Source organism: Streptomyces sp. NPDC048514 (assembly GCF_043199955.1).
Lineage (GTDB): Bacteria > Actinomycetota > Actinomycetes > Streptomycetales > Streptomycetaceae > Streptomyces.
Window position 1 is genome coordinate 105,662 of record NZ_JBICWT010000002.1, and the last position, 20,444, is coordinate 126,105.

Below are 20,444 nucleotides of genomic sequence, written 5' to 3' on the forward strand. Positions count from 1 at the left end.
GACTCAGCGGTGCCGTCGCCCGCCACCGCCGCAGCGGTAGTGATGCTCGCCGCACGGACCGAAGGTGACGGACGGCGCGGACGCGGAAGCCGTACCGGTCGCGGTCGGGGTGGGGGCCTGCGCCGAGGCGGACCGGGAGACCTCGGGGGCGGCTGACACCGTGGGGGCGGGTGAGGTGCCGGTGGCGGACGACCCCGTGGCGGGGGGCGGCGAGAGCGCGCTGTCGCTGCCCCAGTTGACGTTCTGCATCTCCAGGCCGGCCTCGGCGGTCTCGACGGACCAGCGCTGGGCGGCTCCGGTGGCGCGCAGCTTGGAGACGAGCGCGCCCGAGCCGTCGGTGGCGGCCGGGGTGAGGGCCAGCTCCTGGTTCCACCGGGGAATGAGGGCGCCCTGCAGGGTGAAGTCGTAGCGGATGCTCCGGGCGGCCGAGCCGGTGGCGGTGCAGGGGGCGAGGCGGACCGAGTAGCCGAGGCGGGAGTCCAGGCACAGGTCGGGGGCCGCGGCGTTGCGCAGCAGTCCGTCGGTCTCGTACGTCCACTGCCGGCTCGGTGCCGCCGAGCACCCGGTGAGTTCGGTCTCGGCGCCCTCGACGGCCTTGTCGCCGACGATGCCGACGCACAGGCCCGAGGCGAGGTTGCGCAGCCGGCCGTGCAGGGCGCCCTGGGTGCCGCCCGCACCGGCCCAGGACGCGCCCGGGGAGGCCGAGACCTTGCCCGGCGCCGGGGAGGAGCCGGCACCGGAACCGGAAGACGGCGTGTCGCCGGAGCCGAGCACGGACCACAGCACCAGCGGCAGGGCGACCAGGCCGCCGACGGTGGCGACGGCCAGGGCGAGATTGCGGCGCCGGGCGCGGCGGGCGGCGCGCTGCGCGGAACGGCCGGCGCCGGGCTGAGCGTGCTGCGCGGAACGGCCGTTGTCCGGCCGGGTGCGGCGTGCGGAGCGTCGGGGAACGGCGGACCCGGCGCCCTCGGTCGGGCCGGCCGGACGCGCGGGGCCGCCGAAGGCCCGCGTTCCGGTGGGGGCGAAGGTCTCGCCCGCGGGGGCGAAGGCCTCACCGGCGGGGGTGAAGGCCTCACCGGCGGTCGCGAAGGCCTCACCGGCGGTCGCGAAGGCCTCACCGGCGGGGGTGAAGGCCTCGCCGGCGGTGGGTGCCACGGCGGCGGGGGCGGGGGGCGGTTCGGCCGGCGCCTCGGCGCGGCTCACCCGCGACTCCACGTAGGCGTGGGCGCCCCAGCCGAGCACCGCCTCGGCCAGCGCCGTCCCGAGACCCGTGTTGAACCGGGCGAGCTGTTCGGCGGTCCGGCTGCAGTGTGGGCAGCCGGCCAGGTGCCGGCGCAGATCCGGATCGATGTCGACGCCGCTGCGCCGGAAGGTCACGTCGAGCATGCGCAGATAGCGCCGGCACTCCGTCTCGGAGGCGAGTTCGCGGTGCGCCTGCAGGCACTCCTCGCGCAGGCGCTCCCGCCCCCGGTGGAGTTCGACGCGGACGCCCTCCTCGTCCAGGCCCAGCAGGGCGGCGGGCACCGCCGGGGGCTCGGCCTCGACCTCGATGTGCCACAGGACCGCGCGGGAGGTGGCGGGCACCCGCTGGAACGCGCGGGACAGCAGCCGCCGTTCGGCGGGCGGCAGCAGCCTCGCGGCGGCGCGCCCGCCGGTGCCGTCCCCCGTCCGCAACCGCGGGTGCAGCAGCTCCCGGCGGTCACCGGCCTCCCATTCGGCCGCGATCCGGCGGACGGTGACGAGCACTTCGGGGCGCCAGGCGGCGGTCGGGCCGCTGTGCCGGAGCGATTCACCGAAGAGGCGGGTGAAGGCGGCGGTGGTGAGCATGCCGGCGGCGTGCGGGCCGTCGGTGCACAGCCGGGCGTAGGCGAGGGCCGGTTCCCAGTGCCTGTCGAGGAGTTCGCCGACGGGGTGGAGCGCGGGTGCCGTTCCCGTCCACTTCTTCAGTTCGGCACTCAGCTGCTCGTCCGACAGGCCTGCCTCATTCACGGCTGCATTCCTCCAGACAAGATACGGAAATAGTCCGTACCAGCGGGTGTGGCGACGTCGCGAGGCAGCTCGAACGTCCACCTGAGGCAGCTCTTTTGAAGCGTGGGGGGTGTACGGGGAGCAGCCTGGCGCACAGCGGGAAAATGTGTGGCGAGCGTGCGCCGACAGCGCACACTTTTACACAGTCCGACTCGCGGTAACAAGAGAGCTTCCGATTTTCGGCATTACGCCGCAGAACTGATTCCTTATTGACGCGAAGTCAAAGGAATCCTTTTCGGCAATTGCGGCAGCCCGCCTGTCCGGTATGCGCCCGGCGGCACGCCGTAGTGGGCCTTGAAGATCCGGCTGAAGTGGAAGGGGCTCGGGAATCCGGAGGCCGCGGCCACCCGTTCCACCGTGAGATCGGTGACCTCCAGCAGCCGGGCCGCGTGCCCCAGCCGGGCCTCGCGCAGGGCCCGCATGGGCGGCCGGCCGGTCCGTAGGGTGAACAGATGCGCGAACCGGGACGGGGAGAGTCCCACGCTCCCGGCGAGCGAGCGGACGGTGTGCGGGGCTCCCGGATCAGCCGCGATCAGCTCCTCCGCGCGGCACACCCGGTCGTCGGCGTCGCCCGCGAGGCGGGCGGGCCGCGCGGCGGAGGCGGCGAGCAGGACGGCCTCCTCCAGTGCGCACAGGGCCAGTTCCCGGGCCAGGCTGCCGTTCGCCACGGCCACCGGCTCCCGTCCCCGTGACACGCGCTGGGCCGGCCCGCGGGCGTGGGCGAGCATGCGGCCGAACGCGGCCACGATCCGCCGGTCCGGGACGCCGGGCGGCCCGGACGGACCAGGCGGGCCAGGCGCGCCGGGCGGGCCTGGCGGGCCTGGCGGGCCTGGCGGGCCTGGCGGGCCTGGCGGGCCGGGGACGAGGTACAGGCCGTCGGCGAGGGCGTGCGGGGCGAGCCAGGGTGTCCAGGACGGCCGGGCCTGGCAGTGCGCCCACCAGAACCGCCAGTGCGCCGCGCCGGGCGCGACCGTGTAGCGATGGCCGGTGCCGGGCGCGAGCACCACCAGGTCCCCGACGCCGGCCCCGACGCGGGCGGCGCCCCGGCCGAGCAGACCGCGACCGCCCGTGGTGAAGGTGAACAACCAGCTCGGCGAGCCCTGCGGGCGGTTGACGCGGTAGCCGGGGCGCCGGTCGTAACGGCCGGTCACCACGAGGCCGGGCGGCGGGGACGGGTCACCGGCGGCAGCGGGCTCGGGCACCTTCTCAGCACACATGGGCATCCTCCCGTCGGGCGCGTCGCCCTAGCGTGACGGGCAGCGGCCGGCGGAGGCGAGGAGCGCGACGATGACAGCCGGAGACATGAGCACGGGCACAGGCACAGGCACAGGCACAGGCACAGGCACAGGCACAGGCACAGGCACAGGCACAGGCACAGGCACAGGCACGGATACAGGCACGGGTGCGGATGACACCAGCATGCGTACGGGCACAGGCGTGGGCGCGGATGGCACCAGCAGGCGTACAGGCACAGGTACGGACGCAGGCGTGGGTGCGGGCGTGGGCGGTGCCGTCGTCCCGGCCGGGGTGCTGTTGCGCCCCTTCGAGGAGGACGGATTCACCGTCGTACGCGGGCTGTTCGGCGTGGGCGAGGCCCAGTCGCTGTGCGCGGAGTTCACGGCGCTGCACGCCGCAGGGCCGGTGCCGGACCACTTCGCGCCCGATCCGGCCGACCCCGATCCGCTGCGCCGGTACCCGCGGGTGATGCAGCCGCACGAGTTCGACGCCGTGGCCCGGGACTTCCTGCTGGACGCCCGGCTGCGGGCCGTACTGGAGGTGCTGTTCGCCGAGGAGGTACTGGCCGCGCAGAGCATGTTCTACTTCAAGCCGCCGGGCGCGCGGGGACAGGCGCTGCACCAGGACAACTTCTATCTGCGGGTCGAGCCGGGCACCTGCGTGGCCGCGTGGCTGGCCTGCGAGCCGGCCGACCGGGACAACGGCGGGCTGGAAGTGGTGCCCGGCACGCACCGGATGGGCCTGTTCTGCCCCGAGGACGCCGACGCGGAGCTGTCGTTCGCCCGCGAGTACGTGCCGCCGCCGCCCGGACTCGTCACCGTTCCCGTGGACCTGGCCCCCGGCGACGTCCTGTTCTTCAACGGCAGCCTGGTGCACGGCTCGGGCCCCAACCGCACCGCCGACCGCTTCCGGCGCTCGTTCGTCGGGCACTACGTGGCCCGCTCCGCCACCCGCATCGGGGCGTACTACCGGACGCTGACGATGTCCGGCGCGCGGGTGGCACTGCCGGCGAGCGAGGGCGCCGGTCCGTGCGGCACGGAGTTCGTACCGCACGGACCCCGCCGACCGGTCAGTGACCGCTGATCGCGCGTGGGGTGTAGGGCCGCCGCAGCTCCTCGATCTCCTTGTCGCTCAGCTCCAGTTCGACGGCGGCCACCGCGTCCTCGATGTGCCGCGGCTTGGCGGCGCCGACGATCGGCGCGGCCACGGTGTCCTGGTGCAGCAGCCAGGCGAGGGCCACCCGGGCGCGCGATACACCGCGGTCGTCCGCGATGCGGGTGACGGCCTCGACGATCGCGCGGTCGCCCTCCTGGTACAGCCGGCTGCCGAAGTCGTCGGTGGCGCTGCGCTCGGTGACCGTGTTCCAGTCCCGGGTCAGCCGGCCCCTGGCGAGCGGGCTCCACGGCAGCACGCCGACACCCTGGTCGGCGCAGAGCGGCAGCATCTCCCGCTCCTCCTCGCGGTAGAGCAGGTTGTAGTGGTTCTGCATGGACACGAACTTCGTCCAGCCGTGCCGCTCGGCGGTGTACTGCGCCTTGGAGAACTCCCACGCGTACATCGAACTCGCCCCGATGTAGCGCACCTTGCCCGCCTTGACCAGGTCGTGCAACGCCTCCATCGTCTCCTCGACCGGAGTCGCGTGGTCGTAGCGGTGGATCTGGTACAGGTCCACGTAGTCGGTGCCGAGCCGGCGCAGGCTGTGGTCGATCTCGCTCATGACGGCCTTGCGGGACAGCCCGCCGCCGTTGGGGCCCGGCCGCATCCTGCCGTGCACCTTGGTGGCCAGCACTACCTCGTCACGCCGGGCGAAGTCGCGCAGGGCCCTGCCGACGATCTCCTCGCTGGTGCCGTCGGAGTAGACGTTGGCGGTGTCGAAGAAGTTGATGCCCGCCTCCAGCGCCTGCCGGATCAGCGGGCGGGAGGCCTCCTCGTCGAGGGTCCATTCGTGCGTGCCGCGGTCCGGCAGCCCGTAGGTCATGCAGCCCAGACAGACTCGCGAGACGTCCAGGCCCGTCGAACCGAGCTTCACGTACTGCATCGTTGCCGCTCCTGCCTTCGGGACGATGGTCTGGACCGAGCCTACGACGTGGCCCGGAGCCGACTTGACGAGGCGAGCGCGCGGGCGATTTGATCCTGCCACGTGCCGCGCCGCCCGGCGTGGGCAGGATGGAGCGGACTTGCCCCGGAAGGGTGTGTTGCGTGCCATGGGTTCCCGCCGGACCCTCGCCGCCTTGTCAGCAGCCGTGATCGCCGCCGTGCCGGCACTGGCCGGCTGCGGCTCCTCGGGCGAGAGGAAGGACGGTTCGCCGAAGCCCGCCGCGGTGCGGCTGCCGCCGCGCGGCGCCGGGTTCGACTACCAGATCGGCGGCGCCTATCCCCCGCCGAAGGGTGTGCGGATCGTCAGCCGCGACCGGTCCGACTCCCCCGCCCCCGGCCTGTACAACATCTGTTACGTCAACGCCTTCCAGGCCCAGCCGGCCGAACGCGCCTCCTGGCCGCGCGACCTGCTGCTGCGCGACGCGCACGGCGACGTGGTCATCGACGAGGACTGGAACGAGCCGCTGCTGGACCTGCGCACCCCGGCCAAGCGGGAGCGGGTCGCCAAGCGGGTCAACCGGTGGGTCGACGGCTGCGCGGAGAAGGGCTTCGACGCCGTCGAGCCGGACAACTACGACAGCTACACCCGCTCCCATCACCTGCTCACCGCCGAGGACGCGACCGCGTTCATGACCCTTCTCTCCCGGCACGCGCACGCCCGGCGGCTGGCCATCGCCCAGAAGAACACCGCCGAACTGGCCGGCCGGCGGGGGCGGACCGGGCTGGACTTCGCGGTGGCCGAGGAGTGCGGGCAGTACGACGAGTGCGGGGTGTACGCGAAGGCGTTCGACGGCCGCGTCGTGGACGTCGAGTACACCGACGGCGGACTGCGCTCGGCGGTCACCGGCTGGGGCGGGCGGCTGAGCATCGTCCGCCGCGACCGGGACGTCTCGACTCCGGCCAGCACGGAGTACGTCCGCAAGGCACACGGGGACGCACGGGTTGCTGCCCCCAGGTGACCGTCCGGCGTGGGAACCGGCCGATGGTCGTACCGTCGGCTCATCCTCGGCGCAGTGGACCGGCGTCCGGCCGGTCCCGGTCGCCCGGGAGGAACACGGTGCCGACACGTCCCACCACTCTGAGAACCCTGGCCGGGGCGACGCTGCTGCCCCTGGCCCTCGTCACCCCCGCCTGGGGGCGGACCGCGGCGCAGCCCGAGAGCCCGGCGACGGTGTGCGCGGTCGCCGGCACCCTGCGCGGTGACCACGGCCAGCGGGCCGAGGTCGGTCTGTGCGCGGGCGACGGCAGCCCACAGCTCGTCGTCTCGGCGCCGGCGACCTGCCGGCGGGCCGGCATGCGGGTCCGGTACGCCTGTCGCACCGAGGGCACCTGGACGGCCCGGCGGGCCGGGCGGACGCTGGCCTCCGGCACGCTGGCCGGTTCGCTCGCCCACCCGGGCTCCGGAACGTACGACATCACCGCCGCCGTGCACGTACGGTCGGCGCCCGCCGGTGTCGATCTGAAGGGCACGGTGCAGGCCACGCTGACGCTGACCGCTCCGCGGACCAGTCCCACCCACGCCGTCACGGTCGACCGGACCGCACTGCGCCGGGGCGCCACGACGACGCTGACCTACACGATCCGCCGGAACAGCGACGAGGGCGACGGCAGCGCACGGTTCGGGCTCGTCGGCGTGGCGGGCACCGGCGTGCGGATCGCCACGGACGACGCCCGCTGCGTCAATCCGCTGGTAGGCCGGTATCCGGCCAGGAACCGCCTGCCGCACTCGCTGGACTGCGCGCTGACCGAACTGCAACCCGGCCACCCGGAGAAGGTGAAGGTCCGCGTCACCGTCGGCGCGACCTGCTCCACCGTGGTCTCCAAACTCGGCTACTGGCTGCCCAGGGGCCAGGACCTGTACACCGGGGGCATGCTGGCGGGCCCGACGCTGACCTGCCGCTAGGGCCGCTCCAGCAGGTCCAGGGCCCGCTCCCAGGCGAACCCCGGGCGGCCGCCGTCCGCCCGGGGTTCCCCGGTGTACGGATCGCCGAAGCGCACGCCCATCCCACGCAGCCGTACGAGGCTGTCCCGATAGGCGGGATGGGCTGCCAGCGCGTCGGCCACGCAGGGCAGGACGGCGATCGGAGCGCCCAGACCGGCGGCCTCGCACAGGGTGCCGACGGCGAGGGTGTCGGCGAGGCCCGCCGCCCATTTGTTGAGGGTGTTGAAGGTGGCGGGTGCCACCACGACGGCGTCCGGCGGCGGGAACGGGCGCGGATCGGCCGGGGAGCGCCAGGCCGACCGGACGGGCCGGCCGGTGCGCGCCTCGGCGGCACCGGCGTCGAAGAACCCGCCCATCGCGACCGGTGTGGCGATGACCCCGACCTCCCAGTCGCGTTCCTGTGCGGCGGTGATCAGCTCCGTCACGCCCGCGGCGATTCCGGCGGCGCAGACGACGACGTACAGGAACGGCTTCCGGGCGTGTTCGGTCATCCGGGCACCCTACCGACGCGCCCGCTCCCGCTCCCGGGGCGGCCGGGCGGTCAGTCGCCGGCTCCGGACAGGGTGATGGCGCCGACCGGGCAGGCGCGGGCCGCCTCACGGACCATCGGGTCGCCGGCGCCGTCCTCGCGGCCCGGCAGCAGGGTGCTGAAGCCGTCGTCGTCCTGGGTGAAGACGCCCGGCGCGGTCAGCGCGCACTGGCCGGCTCCGATGCAGGCGTCCTTGTCGATGTCGATGTCGATGTGCATGTGCTGAGCCTCTTACCAGGTCACGGGGAGTTCCAGCATCCCCTGGATCGTGTCGCCGGGTTTGAAGGGAATCTCCTCTGCCGGGGCGGCCAGCCGCAGCCCGGGCAGTCGTCCGAACAGGCTGCCCAGGGCGATCTCCAGTTCCGTGCGCGCGAGGTTCTGGCCGAGGCACTGGTGGATGCCGAAGCCGAACGCCACGTGGTGACGGGCGGGGCGGTGGAAGTCCAGGGTGTCGGGTTCCTCGTACACGGAGGCGTCCCGGTTGATCACCGAGGTCGAGAAGAGCACGCCCTCGCCGGCCCGGATCGTGTGCCCGTCGACCTCGATGTCCTCCAGCGCCACGCGTTGCAGCCCGTCCGCGATCGACAGCATGCGCATCAGCTCCTCGACGGCGGCGGGCAGCAGCGCCGGGTCGGCGCGCAGCTCGGCGAGCCGCTCGGGGTGCCGGAGCAGCGTGTAGGTGCCGAGGGAGATCATGTTGGCGGTGGTCTCGTGGCCCGCGACCAGCAGGATGAGGGCCAGCGACAGGATCTCCCGGCGATCCGGGACACCGTCGCGCAGGTGCCGCCGGACGAGGTCGTCGAGGACGCCGTCCCCCGGTTCGGCCTGCTTCGCCTTGCCGTCGACCAGTCCGCCGAGATACTCCTCCAGCCGCTCGCGCGCGTCCTCCGTGTCGGCCGGTTCCGGACCGCGCAGCAGCCTGCGCGACTGCTCCTCGAAGAACTCGTGGTCGGCGTACGGCACACCGAGCAGGCCGCAGATCACGGTCGACGGCACCGGGAGCGCGAAGGCGGAGACCAGCTCGGCCGGCGGCCCCTGTTCGATCATCGCGTCCAGCAGGTCGTCCACCGTCCGCTGGATCCTCGGCCGCAGCTCGGTCGCGCGTTTGACGGTGAACGGCGGGATCAGCATCCGGCGCTGCTGCTGGTGCTGGGGGTCGTCCAGGCCGAGCAGGGCCAGCCGGCGGTCGCGTACGGCCGCGAAGCGGGGCGTGGGCGCCGGGAAGCCCTCGCGGCGGCGGTCGCTGGACAGGCGCGGGTCGGCCAGCAGGGCGCGGGCGGTCGGGTGTGAGGCGACCAGCCAGACCTCGCGGCCGTCGTAGAGGGTGACGCGGGACAGCTCGCTGTCACGCAGTGGGCCGTATCCGGTGGGTGGGTGGTAGGGGCAGGTGCGGTCCTGGGGGAAAGCGACGGGGCCGGCCGGTGCCGGGCCGTTCGTGTCCGTCAGTTCCGTCATGGGAGAGACCTCGCAGACGAAGAGTGCGTCGTGCCGATCTTCATTAGATGCCCGAGGCACCTATATGACGATGACAAGTTCGGCCACATCGGTGACGCGTGGGATCTGGCCGAAGTGCAGAGCCCCCGGGGTCCCGTCCAGCCTACGTCGGCCGCCGGGGGAACGCCGGAGGGGCCGTGCGCCGGCGGACCCGGGCGCGGAACGCGATCACCCGGTCGGGTGAAACGCGCCGAGGTACGGATGATCCACGCGGGCACCGGTGTTGAAGCCGGTGGCAGACAGCCGTTGGATCGACGAAGGAGACGGATCCCATGCCTCTTGAGGGTGAGTACGAGCCCAGCCCCGAGCAGTGGGTGCGCGAGCAGGTCGAGCTGTACGAGAGCTCCGGCGGGACCAAGGGGACGACGCTCCTCGACACCGGACTGCCGGTGATCGTGCTGACCACCCGGGGTGCGAAGAGCGGGAAGATCCGCAAGACGCCCCTGATGCGGGTGGAGCACCAGGGGGCGTACGCGGTGGTCGCCTCGCAGGGCGGCGCGCCCAGGCATCCGGTCTGGTACTTCAACGTCAAGGGCGACCCGCACGTCGAGTTGCAGGACGGGCCGGTCAGGCGGGACATGCGGGCCCGCGAGATCAGCGGCCGGGAGAAGGCCGAGTGGTGGGAGCGGGCCGTGGCCGCCTACCCGCCGTACGCCGACTACCAGCGCAAGACCTCGCGCGAGATCCCGGTGTTCGTGCTGGAGCCCGCCGACGAGAGCTGATTTCCGGCCCGGAACCGTTCCGTTCCGGAAAAATCTGTTCCGGTGAGGTGTGGGGCCGTCGACGCACGGGCACCCGAGCGTCAGGCCCCGCCGCGTTCCCCCGTCGCGGCGGGGCTCTCCTGTGCCCCGTCGGCGGGCCGGTCGGTCACGTCGAGGAAGACCTGGTCGGTCTCCGGGAACGTCCGGGCCAGAGAGGCCTTGATGCGTACGGCGACCTCCTCGACCCGTTCGCTGTCCAGGCCCGGCATCAGGTCGATGCGAGCGGCCACCATGGTCGAGTCGAGGCCCATCTTCATGGTGAACAGCGCCTCCACGCTGTCGATCTCCGGCTGCGCCGCGAGCAGCGACCGGATCCTGCCGCTCAGCTCGGGGTCGGCGGCCTCACCGATGAGCTGGTCGCGGGCGTCCCGCCCGAGCCGGTAGGCGACGAACACGAGCAGCACGCCGATCGCCAGCGAGGCGGACGCCTCCCAGACCACCTGCCCGGTGACCATGTGCAGCGCCATGCCGACGATGGCGAAGGTCACGCCGAGCACCGCGGTGCCGTCCTCGGCGATCACCGTGCGCAGCGCGGGATCGCGCAGTGCGCCGAGGCCGCCGCCCTGCCGGCGCACCTGGTGCAGGGCCCGCAGCAGCGACGCGCCCTCCGCGAGAAGCGCCAAGCCGAGCACGATCAATCCCGCCACGTAACCGCTGAACTTCTCCTCGGTGCCCGAGCTCAGCGCCTCGAAGCCCTGGAAGAAGGAGAAGCAGCCGCCCATGACGAAGATGCCGACGGCCGCGAGCAGGGACCAGAAGAAGCGCTCCTTGCCGTAGCCGAAAGGGTGCCGGCTGTCGGCCGGACGGCGGCTGCGGCGCAGCGCGGCCAGCAGGAACACCTCGTTCAGGCTGTCGGCGACGGAGTGCGCCGCCTCCGACAGCAGTGCGGGGGATCCCGCGAGGACGCCCCCCGCCGCCTTGGCGACGGCGATCACGAGGTTGGCGGCCAGCGCCACGAGGACGGTGACCTTGGTGTGCCGGTCGTTCTTCGAACCCCTCCCCTTGTCCTCCGCCGGCGCGTGGGTGTCCGTCGCGCCGCTGTCTTCGGCCGTCTCTGCGGCCGTCTCCCGTTCCGAGGATGTCCTGCTCACCCTTCGCCGACTGCCCGCGACCGTGCGCCTCACACCGTGCGGGCGGGCCGAAACGGGGAACGCGTTGCCCCAGGGCCCCCGGTCCGGCGAGGAGGAGAGATGGACGGCGACGGCAACAGCGCTTACGGCCACAGGACGTTCAGCAGGTCCCGGAGCCACTTCCAGGACCGCATCACCGCCGACGGCCGCGACGGCTGGCCGGTGGAGGCAGGCCGATACCGGCTGGTGGTCTCGCGTGCCTGTCCGTGGGCGAGCCGGGCGGTGATCTCGCGCCGGCTGCTGGGGCTGGAGGAGGCCCTGCCGATGGCGGTCGCCGACCCGATCCAGGACGACCGCAGCTGGCGGTTCACCCTGGACCCGGACGGCCGGGACCCGGTGCTCGGCATCCGGTACCTGGGCGAGGCCTACGAGCGCCGGGAGAAGGACCACCCGGGCGGGGTGAGTGTGCCCGCCGTCGTGGACGTGCCCAGCGGGCGGCTGGTCACCAACGACTACCAGCAGCTCACCCTGGACCTGGCCACCGAGTGGTCGGCGCTGCACCGGGCCGGCGCGCCCGACCTTCTTCCGGCCGGCCGGCGCGAGGAGATCGACCAGGTGATGGCCGAGGTGTACGAGGACGTGAACAACGGTGTGTACCGGGCCGGGTTCGCCACCGGGCAGAAGGAGTACGAGGAGGCGTGCACGGCGGTGTTCCGGCGGCTGGAACTGCTCGCCGAGCGGCTGGCCGGGCAGCGGTATCTGGTCGGCGACACCCTGACCGAGGCCGACATCCGGCTGTTCACCACGCTGGTCAGGTTCGACGCCGTCTACCACGGCCACTTCAAGTGCAACCGCTGGAAGCTCGCCGAGAACCCGGTGCTGTGGGCGTACGCCAGGGACCTGTTCCAGACGCCCGGGTTCGGCGACACCGTCGACTTCGACCACATCAAGCGGCACTACTACCAGGTGCACAACGGCATCAACCCCACCGGGATCGTGCCTCTCGGCCCGGATCTCACGGGCTGGCTGACCCCGCACCACCGCGCGGAACTGGGCGGTCGGCCCTTCGGCGACGGCACACCGCCGGGACCGGTGCCTCCCGGCGAACGGGTGGCCCCGCAGGGACGGCCCGCATGAGGGCCGCGTGACGAGGAAGGAGTCAGACATGGCCAAGAACAAGAAGAAGAAACTCCCGCTCGCCTACCAGCCGGTCGGATTCGTGCTCAGCTGGGCGGGCGGCGCGCTCGCCGGCATGGCCTTCCGCAAGGCCTGGATGGCGATCCGGCACGAGGAGGACGCGCCCGACGCCCTGGACCCGGACCGCGGCTGGGCCGAGATCCTGCTGGCCGCTGCTGTTCAGGGCGCCATCTTCGCGGTGGTGCGCAGCGCCGTGGACCGCACCGGTGCCAAGGCCATCGCGCGGTCGACCGGCGTGTGGCCGGCCGCGGACAAGGGCGGCCGGGACTGAGCGGCTGACAGGGCGGTACGGCGGCCGGCCGGACCGCCCCCGCCGGGGAACCCCCCTCCACGAGCCACGGCTTGTGCGTGCGCCCTGTCAAGTGGGCGTGCGCACAAGCCGTTCGGTTTGCACGGGACGGTCGTCATGGTGACACGGTCGTTCTTACGAGACTCTGACGCACCCCTCGTCCGCCTTCACCATCCGGGCCCCGTCGGCCACTCTGGTCAGGCAAGCCGCCGAACCGGAGGAGCCACGCATGAGCAGGCACGTCAGGCGGGAGTCCGGGCGCGCAGCAGGCCGGCCGTCCTCGGCGGCGCCGCGGTGGCCGGGGTGACGACGGCGACCGGACCGCCCGCCCGTGCCGAGTCCGGCACGGAGGGCATCGCCGCGGTGTGAGGAAGCGGCCTCCGCGGCGGGTCGTCCCCGGGCGTGCACGCCTGTGGTGAGCGCCCGGGGACAGCCGTCTTCCCGCCGCGGACCGGAACACCACCGCTAGCCCTGTTTGGGAGCCCTCGTGGGGTGCAGGCGCAGGGTGAAGGAGTGGCCGGCGGGGTCGGCATAGCCTCGTTCCTCGTACGGTCCCGCCGCGTCCCGGGTCTCGATCGGCCGGCCACCCAGTCCCACCACCCGGCGTTCGGCCTCGTCCAGGTCCTCGACCAGGAACTCGAGATGGGCCTGGAGCGAGTTCTCCGGCCGGGGCCAGCTGGGCGGGGTGGCGTTGACGTCCCGGCGGAACGCCAGCCGGACGCCGTCGGCGCCCCGTATCTCCACGAGGTTGGCGGAGGCCGCCGACTGCTCGCCCTCCAGCAACCCCTTGTAGAATTCGGCGAGTTTCTCGGGCTCGGCGCAGTCCAGCACCACGACGCCCGCTTTCACCAGTGTCATGTCTCCTCCGGTGTTCTTCGCTCCCCTGCGGATATCCCGGGCCACCGGATTCAGTCGCCGGGCAGCCACCGCCCGTCGCGCATCAGCTCCCTGCCCGCCAGCTCGTTCGCCTCGCGCCAGGCCTGGACGCGCCGCGGGGTGACGGCGAAGTACAGGTAGCGGGTGGCGAGTCGGCGCGGGTCGAAGCCGGTCTTCCCGGCGAACACCTCGGCGTCCTCCTCGGGCAGGTCCTCGGGCGCCACAGCCCGGACGGTGCCCTCGACGACGACGACGTCGCGGGTCGGGCCGATGCCGAGGCGGGCGCGGCCGGTGGCCACGAGGTTGCGTCCGGTGGGGCTCTCGGCGGGGGTGGCGATCAGCAGGGCGGAGCCGTCCCAGACGAAGGACAACGGCACGAGATAGGGGGTGGCGCCGTCGGGGCCCGCGGTGGCGACCCAGGCGTCCACGTCGTGCTCCAGCCGGTGGAGGGTGTCCTTCTTGCGCTGCTCGGCGCTGCGGGCGGGCGGTGGCGTCATCTGGTACGGCCTCCTCGGGTGCGGATGGCGTCCAGTGTGTCCGTCACCGGCCGGTCCCCGCACGGATGTGGCCGAGGCGTGTCCGGGTGGCGTCGAGGAGCAGGTCCAGGGCGGCCGGGTAGGAGCTGCCGCGCATGGTGGCCGCCAGGTGGCGGGCGGTGGCCGCGATGTGCGGATGGGTGTCGGCCGGCAGCCGGCCGTACGTGGTCCGCCACACCTCCGTCTCGGCCTCCCGGGCGGCCCGGGGCAGGGCGGTGCCCGCGGAGTCCAGGGCGCCGAAGGCGAGGGCCTGGTCCACGAACGCGTGGTAGATCCGCACCGCCTCCGCGGCCGGGAATCCGGCGCGGCGCAGCACGCCGAGGATGTTCTCCACCGCCTGGATCTCGTGCGTGCGCCCGGTGACGCGGTGGGCGCTGAGCATGGCCGCCCGGGGGTGGGCGAGGGCACCGGCGTGCATGCGCAGCCCGATGTCACGCAGGTCGGCCACCCAGTCACCGCTCGGCCGCCAGGCCCTGACGGTACGGCCGATCAGCTCGTCGGCGATGGCCAGCATCAGATCGTCGGTGTGGCGGAAGTACCGGTACAGGGAGCTGGGGTCGGCGCCGAGGGCCCGGCCGAGGCGGCGCACGGAGAGGGCGTCGGAGCCGTGCTCCTCGATCAGCCGGAGCGCGGTCTCCACGATCAGTTCCTCGGACAGGACGACGCCCTGCTTGGTGGGGCGCCGGCGCCGCCGGTCCGCCGCCGGGACGACTCGGTCGCTCATGGTGGCCCTCCCTGGAGGTATCAGGCCGTTCGATCGGCCGTACCGGTCTCTGTGGCCGGGCCGCTCGCCCGGCCACGTGTCCGGCCGCTCGCCCGGCCGGCGGCCGGCCCGGTCGTCCGGTCGCGCGTCCGGCTGCCTCCCCGGCCGCGTGCCGGGGCCGTGTGCCGGGGCCGTGTGCCGGGGCCGTGTGCCGGGGCCGTGTGTCCGGCACCTTACGACAACACCGTTGACCTGTGAAGCGGCCGGCCGGTTTCATCTCGGGTCACCGGGGCCGACCGGGCCCCACGGTGCGAGTGGAGAGCCGGCCATGAGCGACAACCCCCTGGGTGTGGATCCCCCCGCGCGGCCCGAGCTGCGCAAGACCCTGAGCGTGCTGGACGGCGTCGCGGTGGCCGCTTCCAGCACCGCCGCGACCACCAGCATCGGTATCGGCCTCGGCGTGACGGCCGGGGTGGTCGGGCCGCACCTGCCGGCCATCATGCTGCTCGCGTTCCTGCCGGTCCTCGGGATCGCCGGGGCCTGCACGAGGCTCAACCGGGTGGAGCCGAACGCGGGCAACGGCTATGTCTGGGTGGGCCGCTCGCTCAGCCCCTGGCTCGGCTTCACGGTGGGCTGGGTGAACTTCGTGGCGAGCGTGGCCTTCCTCGCCTACACCACGGCGGTCACCGGCTCGGCCGTCCTGCAACTGGCCGCGGAGGCGGGCCTGCACCGGATCGGCTCGCTCACCCTCGACGCCGGCTCGACCGCGCAGACCACCGCGGTCGGCATCGTCGTCCTGGTCGCGGTCACACTCACCGCCGTGACCGGCGTGCGCACCGCGGCGCGGCTGCAGACCTGGCTGCTCGTCCTCGAGTACGCCGTGCTGCTGGGATTCTGCGGCTACGGCATCGCGCGCGGTACGCACCCCTTCAGCCCGTCGTGGTTCGACCCGTTCGCCATCCCCTCGGCGACCGCGCTGGCGCAGGGACTGCTGCTGTCGGTGTTCTGCTACTGGGGCTTCGAGGCCGCGTTCACCGTGAACGAGGAGGTGCGCGACCCGCGGGACGCCTCCCGGGCCGGGCTGATCACCCTGGTGACCATGCTCGGGCTGTTCCTGCTCGGCTCGGTCGCCTTCCAGCGGGTGCTGTCCGAGGAGGAGCTGGCCGGGCACGGCGCGGTGGGGCTCGCGTACTTCGGCGACCGGCTGGCCGCCCAGCCGCTGGCCGCGCTGCCGCTCGTGGCGCTGATGTTCTCGGCCGTGGCCTCCCTGCAGGCCGGGGTCATCCCGGCGGCGCGGGGGATGTTCGCCATGAGCCGGGACCGCACCCTCGGGCCGGTGTGGTCCAAGGTCAGCCCGCGGTACGGCACCCCGGCCACCGGGACGCTGCTGACCGGCGCCCTGGCCGCGGCGGTGGCGGTGGGCGCCCTGGTGATCCCGCGCCTCGCCGACATGATCACGGCGACGGTGAACGCCGTGGGCATCGTCGTCGCGCTGTCGTACGCGCTCATCGCGCTCGCGGCCGCCGTCCGCTTCCGCTCGCTGCTGCGCCAGGACCGGTGGCAGGGGGTGCGCGCGGTGGTCCCGCCCACGCTGAGCGCCTTCGCCCTGCTCGGGCTGGGCGGATACCTCTGCTGGTCCTTCGCCGCCTCCGCCGACCACTTCGAGGTCGGCGCGGACAACGGCTGGTTCCTGCTGTGCATGCCGCTGGTGATGATCGCGTCCGGGTTCGCGGTGGCCGCGTGGGCGAAGTGGGTGCGCAGATCGCCGTACTTCCGCACCGGCGAGGGCACCGACGCCGACTCGCCGCGGCTCCTGACCACCTCCAACTGATCTTTCGGAAAGGCATCATGCACGCTGATCTTCTCTTCACCGGCGGCCCCGTCCTCACCCCCGAGGGCCGCACCGCGACCACGGTGGCCGTCACCGGCGACCGGATCACGGCCGTCGGCGACGCCGAGCTGCGCGAACTCGCCGGGCCCCGCACCGAGGTGGTCGACCTCGCCGGGCGGCTGCTGCTACCGGGCTTCCAGGACGCGCACGTCCACCCGGTGCCGGCCGGCCTCGAGCTGGCCCAGTGCGATCTGACCGGCACGGCGACGGCCGAGGAGGCCGTCGCCGTCGTCCGCGCGTACGCCGACGCCCATCCCGAGCGGGAGTGGATCCTCGGCGGCGGCTGGTCGATGGAGGCGTTCGCTGGGGGTACGCCGACGAAGGAGCTGCTGGACGCGGTCGTACCGGACCGGCCGGTCTACCTGCCGAACCGGGACCATCACGGCGCCTGGGTGAACAGCCGGGCGCTGGAGCTGGCCGGCATCGGCCGGGACACGCCGGATCCGGCCGACGGGCGGATCGAGCGGGATGCCTCCGGCGCGCCCGCCGGCACCCTGCAGGAGGGCGCGATGCGGCTGGTGGGCCGGCTGACCCCGCCCGCCACGGCGGCCGACCGGCTGACCGCGCTGCTGCACGCCCAGCGGCATCTGCACGCGCTCGGCATCACCGCCTGGCAGGACGCGCTGGTCGGGGACTTCCTCGGCATGGACGACCCGGCGCAGGCCTATCTCACCGCCGCGCGGGACGGGTCGCTCACCGCCCGGGTGGTGGGCGCGCTGTGGTGGGACCGGGAGCGCGGCATCGAGCAGCTCCCCGAACTCGTCGAGCGGCGGGCCGCGTTCAGCCACGGCCGGTTCCGTGCAGGCACGGTGAAGCTGATGCTGGACGGCGTCGCCGAGAACCACACGGCCGCGCTGCTCGATCCCTACCTCGACCGGTGCGGCTGCGCCACGGCCAACCGGGGCAAGAGCTTCATCGATCCGGCGCGACTGCCGTCCTACGTCACCGAGTTGGAGGCGCACGGCTTCCAGTGCCACTTCCACGCGCTGGGCGACCGGGCCGTACGGGACGCGCTGGACGCGATCGAGGCGGCCCGCGCGGCGGGCGGACCGCGTGACACCCGGCCGCACCTCGCGCATCTGCAGGTCGTGCATCCGGACGACGTGCCCCGCTTCGCCCGGCTCGGCGCGACGGCGAACATCCAGCCGCTGTGGGCCGCGCACGAGCCGCAGATGGACGAGCTGACGATCCCGTTCCTCGGACCCGAGCGGGCCGCGTGGCAGTATCCGTTCGGGGCGCTGCTGCGCTCCGGGGCACGGCTCGCGGCGGGCAGCGACTGGCCGGTGAGCAGCCCCGATCCGCTGCAGGGCATTCATGTCGCGGTCAACCGGGTCGAACCGGGTGGCTCCGGGCCGGTGTTCCTGCCCGGCGAGCGGCTGAGCCTCGGGGACGCGCTGACGGCGTACACGGCCGGGTCGGCGTACGTGAACCACCTCGACGACGGCGGCCGGGTGGCCGCCGGGGCCCTCGCCGACCTGGTGGTCCTGGACCGCGACCCCTTCTCGGAGCCGACGGAGACCCTCGCGGCGACCACCGTGGCGCTCACCTACGTCGGAGGCGAAAGGGTGTTCGCCGCGGAGTGAACCCACCCGCGGCCGGCTACAGGCCCTCCCGGACGGCCGGCTACAGGCCCTCCCGGACGGCCGGGTACGGCTCGGGGGCGGCCGCCTGGGGCGGTGGGGCGGTCAGCGGGTCTGCTGGAAGGTTCTGCGGTAGGTCTGCGGGGAGACACCGATCGCCGCGTGCAGGTGCTGCCGCAGCGAGGCACCGGTGGCGAAGCCGACCTCGGCGGCGACGCGGTCGACGGGCAGGTCGCTGGACTCCAGCAGGTGCCGGGCGCGGGCCACCCGCTGCTGGATCAGCCAGCGGCCGGGGCTGAGGCCGACCTCGTCGTTGAAGCGGCGGGCGAAGGTGCGCAGGCTCATCCGGGCGTGCCCGGCGAGGTCGGCCAGGGTCAGCGGCTCGTCCAGCCGCTCCAGGGCCCAGTCCCGGGTGACCGCCGTGCTCGCGGCGCCGCTGTCCGGGATCGGCTGGTCGATGTACTGCGCCTGGCCGCCGTCCCGGAACGGCGGGACGACACAGCGGCGGGCGACGGCGTTGGCCAGCTCACTGCCGTGGTCGGTGCGCACGATGTGCAGGCAGATGTCGACACCGGAGGCGGCGCCGGCCGAGGTGAGGATGCGGCCGTCGTCGACGAAGAGGACGTCCGGGTCCAGCTCGATGCGCGGGTACCGGCGCCGGAACAGGTCGGCGACCTGCCAGTGCGTGGTCGCCCTGCGGCCGTCCAGCAGGCCCGCCGCGGCCAGCACGAAGGCGGCCGTGCATATGGACACGATCCGCGCGTCCGGGCGGATGCGGGCCAGGGCGGCGGCGACCTCGCCGGGGAGTTCGGTGGGGATGAAGGCGGGCGGCATGGAGGCGACGATCACCGTGTCGGCCGTCTCCAGAATCTCCGGGCCGTGCTCGACGCCGACCGTGAAGTCGGCGTTCGTCCGCACCGGCCGGCCGTCGACCGTGCAGGTCAGCACCTCGTAGTGGCCGTCGGCCGCTCCGAGGATACGGCTGGGGATGCCCAGCTCGAAGGGGTAGACGCCGTCGAGGGCCAGGACGGCGACCCGCTCGGGGCGCCGCGCCGGCGACCGCATGTCAAGCATGGCAGGATCCTATCGAAGGTTGGCAATCATGCCATTTTCGGGGGATGCGAAGCCAGGCAGGCTGGTGACCATGAGCAACACGAACACGATGCGAGCCATCGGTCAGGACGTCCTCGGCGGTCCCGAGGTCCTGAAGGCAGTACAGGTGGAGCGGCCGAAGCCGGGCCCGAACCAGGTGCTGGTCCGGATGCGGGCCGCCGGTGTCAACCCCACCGACTGGAAGCACCGGGCCAACGGCGGATTCCTCGGCGAGCCGCCCTTCGTCCTCGGCTGGGACGTGTCCGGCGAGGTGGCCGAGACCGGGATCGGCGTGGTCGCCTTCCAGCCCGGCGACGAGGTCTTCGGCATGCTGCCCTACCCCTTCGGTCACGGCTCGCACGCCGAGTACGTGATCGCCCCGGTCCGCGCCCTCACGCACAAGCCGGCCTCGCTCGACCACACCCAGGCGGGCGCCCTGCCGCTGGTGTCCCTGACCGCCTGGCAGGCGCTGACCGAGCACGCGGACGTGCAGCCGGGTCAGCGGGTGCTCGTCCACGCGGCGGCCGGCGGGGTCGGGCACGTGGCCGTGCAGATCGCCAAGGCGCGCGGCGCGTACGTGATCGGCACGGCGAGCGCGGGCAAGCACGACTTCCTGCGGGAGATCGGCGTGGACGAGCCGGTCGACTACCGGTCGACGGATGTCACGGAGACGGTGCGGGACGTCGACGTCGTCCTCGACACGCTCGGCGGGGAGACGTCCGTGCGGTCCCTGCGGATGCTGCGGCCGGGCGGTGTGGTGGTGTCGACCCTGCCGGTGGGCTCCCAGGACTTCCACGAGGAGGCCGAGCGCCTCGGCGTGCGGGCGCTGCGCATGCTGGTGGACGCCGACCGCTCCGGGATGCGGGCGGTCGCGGAGCTGGCGGAGTCCGGGAAGCTGAAGGCGACGATCGCCGGGACCTTCCCGCTGTCCGACGCCGCGAAGGCGCACGAGCTGGGTGACACCGGACGCACGACGGGGAAGCTGGTGCTGCTGGCCGACTGACCGGGTCGGAGGTGTGGGGGGGGGGGGGGGGGGGGGGGGGCCCCGGCGCCCCCCCCCCCCCCCCCAAAAAAAAAAAAAAAAAAAAAAAAAAAAAAAAAAAAAAAAAAAAAAAAAAAAAAA

General features: G+C 73.3%; 20 protein-coding genes. 9 read left to right on the forward strand and 11 right to left on the reverse strand.

What is annotated here, in order from left to right:
- Positions 1-3 precede the first annotated feature (3 nt).
- Positions 4-1,989 carry a ricin-type beta-trefoil lectin domain protein gene (locus tag ACGFT2_RS03400; RefSeq protein WP_393273023.1) on the reverse strand — a complete coding sequence of 662 codons (1,986 nt, stop codon included), beginning with the start codon at positions 1,987-1,989 and terminating at the stop codon, positions 4-6.
- 245 nt (positions 1,990-2,234) lie between these two features.
- Positions 2,235-3,245 (reverse strand): helix-turn-helix domain-containing protein, encoded by a 1,011-nt coding sequence (locus ACGFT2_RS03405; protein WP_393273024.1) that lies wholly within the window; start codon positions 3,243-3,245, stop codon positions 2,235-2,237.
- A 271-nt stretch (positions 3,246-3,516) separates the two neighbouring features.
- Between ACGFT2_RS03405 and ACGFT2_RS03410 the strand changes: the two genes are divergently transcribed.
- Entirely contained in the window at positions 3,517-4,347 is an 831-nt protein-coding gene (locus tag ACGFT2_RS03410) for a phytanoyl-CoA dioxygenase family protein (protein ID WP_393273026.1), read from the forward strand.
- Here the strand turns inward: ACGFT2_RS03410 and ACGFT2_RS03415 are convergent.
- The gene (locus tag ACGFT2_RS03415) at positions 4,334-5,302 is read right to left on the reverse strand and encodes an aldo/keto reductase (protein ID WP_393273028.1); all 969 of its coding nucleotides are present in this window, start codon (positions 5,300-5,302) and stop codon (positions 4,334-4,336) included. The two genes, ACGFT2_RS03410 and ACGFT2_RS03415, sit on opposite strands and share 14 nt — an antisense overlap.
- Before the next feature lie 166 nt (positions 5,303-5,468).
- Here ACGFT2_RS03415 and ACGFT2_RS03420 point away from each other — a divergent pair, with 166 nt between their 5' ends.
- Positions 5,469-6,320, forward strand: a complete 852-nt coding sequence (locus ACGFT2_RS03420; protein WP_393273030.1) for an endo alpha-1,4 polygalactosaminidase — start codon at positions 5,469-5,471, stop codon at positions 6,318-6,320.
- 98 nt (positions 6,321-6,418) lie between these two features.
- The gene (locus ACGFT2_RS03425) at positions 6,419-7,264 is read left to right on the forward strand and encodes a hypothetical protein (RefSeq protein WP_393273032.1); all 846 of its coding nucleotides are present in this window, start codon (positions 6,419-6,421) and stop codon (positions 7,262-7,264) included.
- On the opposite strand, the gene ACGFT2_RS03430 is transcribed toward ACGFT2_RS03425, so the two are convergent.
- The 3 genes from ACGFT2_RS03430 to ACGFT2_RS03440 are packed head-to-tail and all read right to left on the reverse strand — an operon-like array spanning position 7,261 to position 9,287.
- Positions 7,261-7,794 carry a flavoprotein gene (locus tag ACGFT2_RS03430; protein WP_393273033.1) on the reverse strand — a complete coding sequence of 178 codons (534 nt, stop codon included), beginning with the start codon at positions 7,792-7,794 and terminating at the stop codon, positions 7,261-7,263. The genes ACGFT2_RS03425 and ACGFT2_RS03430 overlap by 4 nt on opposite strands.
- Before the next feature lie 50 nt (positions 7,795-7,844).
- A complete protein-coding gene (locus tag ACGFT2_RS03435) occupies positions 7,845-8,051 on the reverse strand; it encodes a ferredoxin (RefSeq protein ID WP_393273034.1) in 207 nt (68 codons plus the stop codon).
- 12 nt (positions 8,052-8,063) lie between these two features.
- Entirely contained in the window at positions 8,064-9,287 is a 1,224-nt protein-coding gene (locus ACGFT2_RS03440; RefSeq protein ID WP_393273036.1) for a cytochrome P450, read from the reverse strand.
- A 311-nt stretch (positions 9,288-9,598) separates the two neighbouring features.
- On the opposite strand from ACGFT2_RS03440, the gene ACGFT2_RS03445 reads away from it, so the two are divergent.
- Positions 9,599-10,048, forward strand: a complete 450-nt coding sequence (locus ACGFT2_RS03445) for a nitroreductase family deazaflavin-dependent oxidoreductase (RefSeq protein ID WP_393273037.1) — start codon at positions 9,599-9,601, stop codon at positions 10,046-10,048.
- An 80-nt stretch (positions 10,049-10,128) separates the two neighbouring features.
- On the opposite strand, the gene ACGFT2_RS03450 is transcribed toward ACGFT2_RS03445, so the two are convergent.
- Positions 10,129-11,178 carry a cation diffusion facilitator family transporter gene (locus ACGFT2_RS03450; RefSeq protein WP_393273039.1) on the reverse strand — a complete coding sequence of 350 codons (1,050 nt, stop codon included), beginning with the start codon at positions 11,176-11,178 and terminating at the stop codon, positions 10,129-10,131.
- A gap of 99 nt (positions 11,179-11,277) precedes the next feature.
- On the opposite strand from ACGFT2_RS03450, the gene ACGFT2_RS03455 reads away from it, so the two are divergent.
- Both ACGFT2_RS03455 and ACGFT2_RS03460 read left to right on the forward strand, forming a co-directional pair.
- The gene (locus ACGFT2_RS03455; protein ID WP_393273041.1) at positions 11,278-12,294 is read left to right on the forward strand and encodes a glutathione S-transferase family protein; all 1,017 of its coding nucleotides are present in this window, start codon (positions 11,278-11,280) and stop codon (positions 12,292-12,294) included.
- Between the two features lie 28 nt (positions 12,295-12,322).
- Positions 12,323-12,625 carry a DUF4235 domain-containing protein gene (locus ACGFT2_RS03460; protein ID WP_393273043.1) on the forward strand — a complete coding sequence of 101 codons (303 nt, stop codon included), beginning with the start codon at positions 12,323-12,325 and terminating at the stop codon, positions 12,623-12,625.
- Between the two features lie 483 nt (positions 12,626-13,108).
- Here the strand turns inward: ACGFT2_RS03460 and ACGFT2_RS03465 are convergent, their stop codons facing one another.
- From ACGFT2_RS03465 to ACGFT2_RS03475, 3 genes are read right to left on the reverse strand one after another with little or no spacing between them, the layout of a single operon-like run.
- Positions 13,109-13,501, reverse strand: coding sequence for a VOC family protein (locus tag ACGFT2_RS03465; RefSeq protein WP_393273045.1), 393 nt, complete (start codon positions 13,499-13,501; stop codon positions 13,109-13,111).
- Positions 13,502-13,551: 50 nt separating this feature from the next.
- On the reverse strand, positions 13,552-14,016 hold the full coding sequence (locus ACGFT2_RS03470; RefSeq protein WP_393273047.1) for a pyridoxamine 5'-phosphate oxidase family protein: 465 nt from the start codon (positions 14,014-14,016) through the stop codon (positions 13,552-13,554).
- 43 nt (positions 14,017-14,059) lie between these two features.
- A complete protein-coding gene (locus tag ACGFT2_RS03475; protein WP_393273049.1) occupies positions 14,060-14,779 on the reverse strand; it encodes a TetR/AcrR family transcriptional regulator in 720 nt (239 codons plus the stop codon).
- Between the two features lie 307 nt (positions 14,780-15,086).
- On the opposite strand from ACGFT2_RS03475, the gene ACGFT2_RS03480 reads away from it, so the two are divergent.
- Both ACGFT2_RS03480 and ACGFT2_RS03485 read left to right on the forward strand, forming a co-directional pair.
- Complete coding sequence (locus tag ACGFT2_RS03480; RefSeq protein ID WP_393273051.1) at positions 15,087-16,589, forward strand: APC family permease; 1,503 nt, start codon at positions 15,087-15,089, stop codon at positions 16,587-16,589.
- Between the two features lie 17 nt (positions 16,590-16,606).
- A complete protein-coding gene (locus tag ACGFT2_RS03485; protein WP_393273053.1) occupies positions 16,607-18,232 on the forward strand; it encodes an amidohydrolase in 1,626 nt (541 codons plus the stop codon).
- Positions 18,233-18,334: 102 nt separating this feature from the next.
- On the opposite strand, the gene ACGFT2_RS03490 is transcribed toward ACGFT2_RS03485, so the two are convergent.
- Positions 18,335-19,303 carry a GlxA family transcriptional regulator gene (locus ACGFT2_RS03490; RefSeq protein ID WP_393273055.1) on the reverse strand — a complete coding sequence of 323 codons (969 nt, stop codon included), beginning with the start codon at positions 19,301-19,303 and terminating at the stop codon, positions 18,335-18,337.
- A 70-nt stretch (positions 19,304-19,373) separates the two neighbouring features.
- On the opposite strand from ACGFT2_RS03490, the gene ACGFT2_RS03495 reads away from it, so the two are divergent.
- The gene (locus ACGFT2_RS03495; RefSeq protein ID WP_393273056.1) at positions 19,374-20,324 is read left to right on the forward strand and encodes an NADP-dependent oxidoreductase; all 951 of its coding nucleotides are present in this window, start codon (positions 19,374-19,376) and stop codon (positions 20,322-20,324) included.
- The last annotated feature ends 120 nt before the right edge of the window (positions 20,325-20,444 follow it).

Excerpts from the sequence above, each read along its gene's own strand:
- ACGFT2_RS03490 (WP_393273055.1), bottom strand. The coding sequence starts at position 19,303 with ATGCTTGACATGCGGTCGCCGGCGCGGCGCCCCGAGCGGGTCGCCGTC.
- ACGFT2_RS03415 (WP_393273028.1), bottom strand. The coding sequence starts at position 5,302 with ATGCAGTACGTGAAGCTCGGTTCGACGGGCCTGGACGTCTCGCGAGTC.
- ACGFT2_RS03430 (WP_393273033.1), bottom strand. The coding sequence starts at position 7,794 with ATGACCGAACACGCCCGGAAGCCGTTCCTGTACGTCGTCGTCTGCGCC.
- ACGFT2_RS03465 (WP_393273045.1), bottom strand. The coding sequence starts at position 13,501 with ATGACACTGGTGAAAGCGGGCGTCGTGGTGCTGGACTGCGCCGAGCCC.
- ACGFT2_RS03495 (WP_393273056.1), top strand. The coding sequence starts at position 19,374 with ATGAGCAACACGAACACGATGCGAGCCATCGGTCAGGACGTCCTCGGC.
- ACGFT2_RS03455 (WP_393273041.1), top strand. The coding sequence starts at position 11,278 with ATGGACGGCGACGGCAACAGCGCTTACGGCCACAGGACGTTCAGCAGG.
- ACGFT2_RS03470 (WP_393273047.1), bottom strand. The coding sequence starts at position 14,016 with ATGACGCCACCGCCCGCCCGCAGCGCCGAGCAGCGCAAGAAGGACACC.
- ACGFT2_RS03485 (WP_393273053.1), top strand. The coding sequence starts at position 16,607 with ATGCACGCTGATCTTCTCTTCACCGGCGGCCCCGTCCTCACCCCCGAG.
- ACGFT2_RS03405 (WP_393273024.1), bottom strand. The coding sequence starts at position 3,245 with ATGTGTGCTGAGAAGGTGCCCGAGCCCGCTGCCGCCGGTGACCCGTCC.
- ACGFT2_RS03475 (WP_393273049.1), bottom strand. The coding sequence starts at position 14,779 with ATGAGCGACCGAGTCGTCCCGGCGGCGGACCGGCGGCGCCGGCGCCCC.
- ACGFT2_RS03480 (WP_393273051.1), top strand. The coding sequence starts at position 15,087 with ATGAGCGACAACCCCCTGGGTGTGGATCCCCCCGCGCGGCCCGAGCTG.
- ACGFT2_RS03420 (WP_393273030.1), top strand. The coding sequence starts at position 5,469 with ATGGGTTCCCGCCGGACCCTCGCCGCCTTGTCAGCAGCCGTGATCGCC.
- ACGFT2_RS03435 (WP_393273034.1), bottom strand. The coding sequence starts at position 8,051 with ATGCACATCGACATCGACATCGACAAGGACGCCTGCATCGGAGCCGGC.
- ACGFT2_RS03460 (WP_393273043.1), top strand. The coding sequence starts at position 12,323 with ATGGCCAAGAACAAGAAGAAGAAACTCCCGCTCGCCTACCAGCCGGTC.
- ACGFT2_RS03440 (WP_393273036.1), bottom strand. The coding sequence starts at position 9,287 with ATGACGGAACTGACGGACACGAACGGCCCGGCACCGGCCGGCCCCGTC.
- ACGFT2_RS03445 (WP_393273037.1), top strand. The coding sequence starts at position 9,599 with ATGCCTCTTGAGGGTGAGTACGAGCCCAGCCCCGAGCAGTGGGTGCGC.